This window comes from Mycobacterium angelicum (assembly GCF_002086155.1).
Taxonomy (GTDB): Bacteria; Actinomycetota; Actinomycetes; order Mycobacteriales; family Mycobacteriaceae; genus Mycobacterium; species Mycobacterium angelicum.
This window is the reverse complement of the sequence record NZ_MVHE01000131.1, coordinates 1-5,656: the sequence shown is the minus strand read 5'-3', so window position 1 is coordinate 5,656 and position 5,656 is coordinate 1. Positions and strand designations below refer to the sequence as shown.

The 5,656-nt window shown below is 68.6% G+C and carries 5 protein-coding genes; 3 read left to right on the top strand and 2 right to left on the bottom strand.

Going from position 1 to position 5,656, the window contains the following annotated elements:
• Window positions 1-77: 77 nt before the first annotated feature.
• Together BST12_RS28265 and BST12_RS28260 are read right to left on the bottom strand one after the other, a co-directional pair.
• On the bottom strand, window positions 78-638 hold the full coding sequence (locus tag BST12_RS28265) for a M15 family metallopeptidase (RefSeq protein ID WP_083116472.1): 561 nt from the start codon (window positions 636-638) through the stop codon (window positions 78-80).
• A 3-nt stretch (window positions 639-641) separates the two neighbouring features.
• Window positions 642-2,003 carry an MFS transporter gene (locus tag BST12_RS28260; RefSeq protein ID WP_170062223.1) on the bottom strand — a complete coding sequence of 454 codons (1,362 nt, stop codon included), beginning with the start codon at window positions 2,001-2,003 and terminating at the stop codon, window positions 642-644.
• Between the two features lie 92 nt (window positions 2,004-2,095).
• Between BST12_RS28260 and BST12_RS28255 the strand changes: the two genes are divergently transcribed.
• From BST12_RS28255 to BST12_RS28245, 3 genes are all read left to right on the top strand, one after another.
• Window positions 2,096-3,493, top strand: a complete 1,398-nt coding sequence (locus tag BST12_RS28255; protein ID WP_083116473.1) for a mannitol dehydrogenase family protein — start codon at window positions 2,096-2,098, stop codon at window positions 3,491-3,493.
• Window positions 3,490-4,878 (top strand): xylulokinase, encoded by a 1,389-nt coding sequence (xylB, locus tag BST12_RS28250; RefSeq protein WP_083116470.1) that lies wholly within the window; start codon window positions 3,490-3,492, stop codon window positions 4,876-4,878. Before BST12_RS28255 ends, xylB begins: the two co-directional genes overlap by 4 nt.
• 84 nt (window positions 4,879-4,962) lie before the next feature.
• On the top strand, window positions 4,963-5,656 hold a 694-nt coding region (locus BST12_RS28245), incomplete at its 3' end, for a PE family protein (RefSeq protein ID WP_139802011.1).

Here is a 5,656-nt window from a genome sequence, read left to right as displayed (position 1 = left end):
ACAAACCCAACGATTCAACAGTCCCCACCAGCCGACTTATGAATCAACTCTTAGGTAGATGTTATGAACTTGCCGACTCAACCGGCCGCATTGGGCAGCAGCGCGGGGCAGTTGCCCGCCTCGTCGGCGGCCAGTTCGAAGTGCCACACTTCGTTGGCGTAAATCCGGCACAGCCCGAAGCGGGCACCGTTCGCCATGAGCCACTGGTCTGCGCCGGCACCGCCGACATCGACCGCCTCGCCGATGACGTGCTTGGAAAGCGTTGGCGTCTGGACATATTGGCGCGCCACGGCCATGCTGCCGTAGGTGCGCACCGCGTTATCCAGCAGCTGCTGCTGAAACTCCGCCGACCGCCAGCCGGAGTTGATGGCGATGGTGATGCCGTCGGCAGCGGCCGCGGTGGCCGCCGCCTGGATGGCCCTCAGTAGCGCCGGGTCGAGCCGGCCGATCGCGGGGTCCTGGACGTCGAACGGCGTGAGCGTGTGTCCGTCGGGAAGGGAACCATCACCGGGGTCGAGCGCCGGATCCATGGCAACCGTGTGGTCGGCAAGCACGACCGGCAGGGCAGGCGGGTCGGACGGCGCAGCAAAGCCGAACGCCATGGCACTGGCGGCAACGGCCACCGCAACCAATCGCATGCCTTACCTCCTGGCTCTGACTCCGCGCCGTGACCCACCATAGTCAACTGCCGAGGACGGAGCCCTGGGAGCAGAAATTGTTGCGTGCTTGCGCGCGAGGCCTAACGGCGGCCCTGCTGGTGGTATTTGTGGCAGGTGTTGGCACGGCCGGCGTGGCAGCGGCCCAGAAATGGAATGTGGGCGCGCTCGGCAACCGGCACCCAATACGCGATGCAGCGGTAGGCACAGCGCAGCCCCGATCAGCCCCGCTGCCACCGAGGTGGCCGACAGCAGGACGGGCCCGCCGTGCGCCAGACAACTCGACGCCAGGAGCGGCGAGGCCACCGCGGCGGCACCGAACGAGGATCCCCACATTCCGTGGTAGCGCCCGCGTAGGGCGGACGGTGCAATGCGATGCACAATCCCGGGAGCCACGACGAACCAGGCGATTTCACCAGGGGCCGCCAGGGCCACCATCGCGCAGAAGGCCAGCACCGAATGCGCCAGCGCGGTCAGCGCCATCCACATCGTGACCCACCCCGTGGCCACGGCCAGGATGTCCAGCCGCGGGCGGTCGGCCACGCGCCGGCTCAGCCAGGGCGCCATCAACGGCGTCAGAGTAACGACGGCCAGGGCGCTAGCCATCGCCGTCCAGCCGTAGTCGCCGACGTCCAGACCCCGGTAGTGCATCAGCAGAGGCACCGTGGAAACCAGGCTGGCCGCCCCGGCCCAGGTGCTCACACTCGAAATCAGCAACAGCAGAAACCCTTTGTCGGACAACGCTTTACGGTAGCTTTGTGGCTTCGGCACGGCGGGGCGCCGGCCCGTAGCCGGAATGCGGCACACGACCAAACCGGCAAACGCCGCGTAGGCCAGGCCGTTGGCGATGAACAGAATCGGAGTGCCCACCCGGTCGGCCACCACGCCACCGATACCACCGGCGATCACCGCTCCTAGACTTGTGCAGCCGAACCGCCATGCGTCTACCCCTCCCCGCTTGCCGGGATCGGGAATGAGATCACACATCGTCGCGCTGAGCACCGGATGCGGCGCATCGTAGGTGAAGCCCACCACCGCGGCGCCGGCCAGCAACTCCGTCGGGGTGTTCGCCTTGGCCAGCAGGAATAGCACCGGAGCCCCGAGCACCATGACGAGGGTGATGGTCTTCCGCCGGCCCAGCCGGTCGGCCAGCCAACCGCACGCCAGCTGTCCCACCAGCGACCCGATGCCGAGACTCGCCAGCGCGGCGCCGACGACCGCGCTGCCGTGACTGCGCTCGACCACGTGATAACTCAAGAAGAGCGGCGCGAACCCGGCGGCCCGGGTGAGCACGAAGCCGCCCAGCAGTAGTCGGATAACCCTGGGGATGGCGGCACCGGTGATCACGGACCGAAGCGTCGCGTCTTGCGTCGCCCATCGAATCAGTGCAATCACCAGTCTTGCGCTACTCTCGTCGCCGCATGCCACACACTGTTGTGGTGAAGCTCAACGCACTGAACCTGGGCGTCCTCGAGATCGCGGTCCCGCGGTACGACCGCAGCCAAATCGGCATCGGCATCGTCCATTTCGGTGTCGGCGGCTTCCACCGCTCGCATCAGGCGATGTACGTCGACAATCTGCTCAACCAGGGGCTCGGGCGCGACTGGGGCATCTGCGGTGTCGGCGTGCTGCCGGGTGATCAGCGCATGCGCGACGCGCTGCGCAGCCAGGACTACCTGTACACGTTGATCCTCGAACACCCCGACGGCACCCGCGAGCCGCGCGTGATCGGCTCCATCGTCGACTTTCGTTACGCGCCCGACGATCCGGACGCGGTCATCGAACTGCTCGCCGACCCGGCCACCCGGATCATCTCACTCACCATCACCGAGGGCGGTTACAACCAGCCACTGAGCAGTGCCTTCGGCCTGGTGACCGAGGCGCTGAACCGCCGCCGCGAACGCGGCCTACCCTCGCCCACGATCGTGTCGTGCGACAACATCGTGGAAAACGGCCATGTGGCGCGACACGCGTTCACCTCACAGGCGGCATCCAATCCCGCACTCGCGCAATGGATTCAAGATAACACCAAGTTCCCCAGCTCGATGGTCGACCGGATCACGCCGGTCACCACGCCCGAGGTGATCGAGCGACTGGAGGCCGAATACGGGGTTCAGGACGCCTGGCCGGTGGCCGCCGAACCATTCGCCATGTGGGTTCTCGAGGACGACTTCGCCGACGGCCGGCCTCCGCTGGACAAGGCCGGTGTCCGGCTGGTCGACGACGTATCGCCGTATGAGGCGATGAAGCTGCGGCTGCTCAACGCCAGCCATCAGGGCCTGTGCTACTTCGCCTATCTGGCCGGCTATCGGCTGGTGCACGAGGCCGCCCAAGACCCGCTGATCGCCGAATTCCTTTCGCGCTACCTGGATTTGGAAGCGATGCCGACACTGCCCCATATCCCCGGGCGCGCCGAGTTCCGCGACGGCCTGCTGCCCCGCTTCGCCAATGCCTACGTCCGCGACACGGTCACCCGATTGTGCGCCGAATCCTCCGACCGTATCCCCAAGTGGCTGCTGCCGGTGGTTCGCGACAATCTGCGATCGGGCGGCCAGGTACGGCTCTCGGCGGCGATCGTCGCGAGCTGGGCGCGCTACGCCGAGGGCATCGACGAAGGCGGCCAGCCGATCGAGGTCGTCGACCGGCTCGCCGGCACGCTGGTGCCGCTGGCCCGCTCCCAGCGCGACCACGCCACCGCGTTCTTGGAAAACCGTGACCTGTTCGGCGACCTCGTCGACCAGCCGCGCTTCGCCGAGCCCTACCTATGGACGCTCAACTCCCTGCACCGCATTGGCGCCCGCGCAACGCTGCGGGCACTGCTCGAGGAGCAGCCGTGACCCTGGTTGCCGGGATCGACTCGTCCACCCAGTCGTGCAAGGTGCTGGTGTGTGATGCCGACACCGGCGAGGTGTTGCGCCAGGGCCGCGCCACGCACCCGCCGGGCACCGAAATCGATCCTGCTGCATGGGAATTCGCCGCCCGGCAGGCGATCCAAGCCGCGGGCGGCCTGGACGACGTCGACGCCGTGGCGGTGGGCGCCCAACAACACGGCATGGTGTGCCTCGACGAGACCGGTCAGGTGGTGCGGCCCGCACTGCTGTGGAACGACGTGCGCTCGGCCGATGCGGCACGCGCACTCGTTGCCGAACTGGGTGGCCCCGCCGCGTGGGCGCATGCCGTCGGCCTGGTGCCGCTGGCCGCGGTCACGGTGGCCAAGCTGCGCTGGCTCGCCGACAACGAGCCGCGGCACGCCGATCGCACTGCGGCGGTTTGCCTGCCGCACGACTGGTTGACCTGGCGGCTGCGCGGCGGCACAGACCTGGCCATGCTGAGCACCGATCGCAGCGACGCCAGCGGCACCGGATACTACGACGCCGCCACCGGCGCCTATCGTTTCGACCTGCTCGAGCTGGCCCTGCACGGCCGCCGCCCGCAGCTGCCCAGAGTCCTCGGCCCGTCGGCCCAAACCCTCAGCGATGCAACGGTATTCGGTGCCGGGCTGGGCGACAACGCCGCTGCCGCGCTAGGCCTCGGCGTCGAGCCCGGTGACGTGATCGTCTCGATCGGCACCTCGGGAGTGGTGGCCGCCGTCGCCGACCAACCGGTCCGCGACGAGGCCGGATTGGTCGCCGGATTCGCCGACGGCACCGGGCGCTACCTTCCACTGGTCTGCACGCTCAACGGCGCTCGGGTACTCGACGCGGCCGCGGCGATGCTGGACAAAGACCACGACGAGCTGTCCCGGCTTGCCCTCTCGGCGGCCCCAGGCAGCGACGGCCTGGTGCTGGTGCCCTACTTGCAGGGCGAGCGAACCCCCAACCGGCCCAACGCAACTGGCGCACTGCATGGCCTTCGAGTATCGAATGCCACGCCGGCCAACCTGGCCCGCGCCGCAGTGGAGGGGCTGCTGTGCGCGCTGGCCGAGGGCCTGGGGCAACTCACGGCGCACGGTCTGGCCGCGCGGCGGATACTACTGATCGGCGGCGGCGCCCGGTCGCAGGCACTGCGTGAGATCGCACCGCAGGTGTTCGGGGTACCGGTGCGCGCGCCGGCCCCCGCGGAATACGTCGCGCTGGGCGCGGCGCGACAGGCCGCATGGGCGTTGCGCGGATCGCCACAGCCGCCCGCCTGGACAGCGCCGCCAACCGACGAGTACACCGCTGCCGCGGTGCCGGCCGTGCTGGACCGCTACGCGCGAGTGCGTGATCTGACCGAGGAATAACTTGGCGTCAAAAAGCCGGTACGCCAAGCATTGATCGCGATACCATCTCTCAACTGCTCAGACACCCGCAGTGGGAGGTAGACAGTGTCGCTGGTAGTCGTCAGCCCGGAGTTGATGCAGGCTACGGCGGCCGAACTGGCGCGAATAGGGTCGACCCTGAACTCAGGCAATGCGGTGGCGGCCGGCGCGACGACGGCACTGGCGGCTGCCGGCGCCGATGATGTCTCGGCGGCGATCGCGTCGCTGTTCTCCGGCTACGCGCGCGACTACCAATCCCTCAGCCTGCAGGCCGCCCAACTCCATGATCGGTTCGTGCAGGTGCTGGGTAGCGGCGCGCTCTGGTACGCCAGTGCCGAGGCCGCGAACGTTTCGCCGCTGCAAGAGGTAGAACGCGGCGTGTTGAGTGTGATCAACGCGCCCACCCAGTCGCTGTTAGGGCGACCGCTGATCGGCAACGGCGCCGACGCGACAGCTCCCGGCGGCAATGGTGGCGATGGCGGGCTGCTGTTTGGAAACGGCGGGGCCGGCGCGCCCGGATTGGCGGGTCAGCCGGGCGGCAAAGGCGGCAACGCCGGGTTTTTCGGCAATGGCGGCGTTGGTGGCGTCGGTGGTGCCGGCGGTGGAACCGGCGGCGCCGGCGGCAATGCCGGATTTATCGGCAGGGGTGGAGCCGGGGGCATCGGTGGAACGGGTACGGCGGGCGCAACAGGAATCGCTCCCGGCGGTCCGGGTGCCGATGGCCTTCCCGGCGTCAATGGCGGCAGTGGTGGGGTGGGGG

Excerpts from the sequence above, each read along its gene's own strand:
- BST12_RS28265 (WP_083116472.1), bottom strand. The coding sequence starts at position 638 with ATGCGATTGGTTGCGGTGGCCGTTGCCGCCAGTGCCATGGCGTTCGGC.